Origin of the sequence: Corallococcus sp. CA041A (assembly GCF_003612075.1) — a bacterium.
Lineage (GTDB): Bacteria > Myxococcota > Myxococcia > Myxococcales > Myxococcaceae > Corallococcus > Corallococcus exiguus.
The window spans coordinates 1-1,022 of the sequence record NZ_RAWF01000559.1 but is presented as its reverse complement, the minus strand read 5'-3'; the positions used below and the strand labels follow the sequence as shown (position 1 = coordinate 1,022).

The following is a 1,022-nucleotide window of genomic DNA, read 5'->3' as shown; positions in this document are numbered from 1 at the left end:
GGCGACGGGGGCCTGGACGACGGGCGCCTTCACCGGCGGTGGGGCCTGCGTGTCCCCGGACGGGAGCTCCTTGAGCTGGCCGGCGTCATAGGCGCGGCTGGTCGGCAGCACGGCCTGCGCGAATTCGCGGGACACGAGGCAGCGCCAGAAGCACAGCCAAGCGAGCCAGAAGCGGGCGAAGAACGACAGGGAGGCGGACGGGTCGGTCATCGGCCCCGGATAACAAAGCCGGAAGCCTTTGCAATTCGCCAATGGCCTGAAATGCAAAGGGCCTCACGGTTTCCCGTGAGGCCCTTTGTTCTTCAGAGTGGAGGTGGACGGGATCGAACCGACGACCTTCGCATTGCGAACGCGACGCTCTCCCAACTGAGCTACACCCCCACATGGGGACTGCTGGCTGCCTGCTGCGCCTCGCGGGCGTTGGGTCCCGAGAAGTGAGTGGGCTAGTACCGGAGCCTCACCTTGCTGTCAAGCAGCTCGTTTTCGGCACCAACCCTGCGATTGACGTGCCGCACTGTGGATGCCATAAAAACCCCCTTCCAGTACCGCATCCTTCCCGGCCATTCCGGGCACCTCCTGGTTCATGTCCACCTCCCCATCGAAGACGTTGAGCCCCACCGAGCTCGCGAAGCTTGAGCATTCGTTCGCTTCCGACCCCTCGTCGGATGCGTACAAGCCCCTGGCGGAGGCGTACCTCGACCTGGGTCGCTTCATGGAAGCGATGGTCGTCTGCAAAAAGGGCGTCAAGGCGCACCCGACCGCGGCCGATCCCCGCATCCTCCTGGCCCGCGTCTACGCGGCGCAGAACAAAGACAAGAAGGCGCTTGAGGAAGTGATGGGCGCCCTCCAGGTGCAGCCGGAGGACAAGGCCGCCCTGCGCATGGCGGGCGTGCTGCAGATCAAGGGCGGCGAGGCCGACACCGGCCGCGGCAACCTGCTCAAGGCCTACCAGGCGGACCCGGGCGATCCGGAGACCGTCACGCTCCTCCAGCAGTACAAGGTGGAGATCCCCCGCCCCGCGG

At 66.0% G+C, this 1,022-nt stretch carries 1 protein-coding gene, 1 tRNA gene and 1 pseudogene; 1 reads left to right on the top strand and 2 read right to left on the bottom strand.

Annotation, left to right across the window (positions count from 1 at the left end; genetic code table 11):
* Nucleotides 1–210: pseudogene (locus tag D7V77_RS46130) on the bottom strand (DUF2760 domain-containing protein); the annotation flags it as partial.
* A gap of 98 nt (nucleotides 211–308) precedes the next feature.
* Nucleotides 309–381 (bottom strand) — tRNA-Ala (locus tag D7V77_RS42140).
* 202 nt (nucleotides 382–583) lie between these two features.
* Between D7V77_RS42140 and D7V77_RS42135 the strand changes: the two genes are divergently transcribed.
* Nucleotides 584–1,022: tetratricopeptide repeat protein (locus tag D7V77_RS42135; protein WP_368666249.1), on the top strand; the 439-nt coding region annotated here is incomplete at its 3' end.